The organism is Bradyrhizobium sp. Arg816 (genome assembly GCF_029989365.1).
Lineage (GTDB): Bacteria > Pseudomonadota > Alphaproteobacteria > Rhizobiales > Xanthobacteraceae > Bradyrhizobium.
This window is the reverse complement of the sequence record NZ_JAPRAQ010000149.1, coordinates 1-503: the sequence shown is the minus strand read 5'-3', so window position 1 is coordinate 503 and position 503 is coordinate 1. Positions and strand designations below refer to the sequence as shown.

Below are 503 nucleotides of genomic sequence, written 5' to 3'. Positions count from 1 at the left end.
ATCTGTTGTGAGAATATTTGTTCCTTCAAATGCAATCGTACAAATCCCAATAAAACAAGCCACTCTTGGAAAATCAGGATACGAATTTGACCACCCTGGAGTTGTCAGTCCTGTAGCAAGTCTAGGCGCACTAGTCCCTGGACTACTATGGCCACTTGCCACAAAGTATGGAAACGATCCTCCACTACCACTTAAATAATTAATAAATTTAATTTTTGATCCTCTATTATATGATGTGTTTGCTTCATTTAGCTGTTTTTTTACTTTTGACCATTTATCATAAAAATCCCAATTAGTCGATAAATGATAATCATCTTGAATATTAAAATCATGAGGATAGTTCAAACCAATATTTGACCCTCCTACATTCATCATAAGAACCTTAAATTTATCTGTTGCAAGGATTTTTACGCGTATGGAACCCCACTCTTTAAAAATATGGTGCAGCACCCCCTTTTTACTTCTAATTGTTCATACGTATCTCCTTGTAGGGTATACATGAA

General features: G+C 35.2%; 1 protein-coding gene. It reads right to left on the bottom strand.

Annotated features, from left to right (window positions below; translation table 11 throughout):
• On the bottom strand, nt 1-450 hold a 450-nt coding region (locus tag OWC48_RS47510), incomplete at its 3' end, for a hypothetical protein (protein WP_282525963.1).
• Between the last annotated feature and the right edge of the window lie 53 nt (nt 451-503).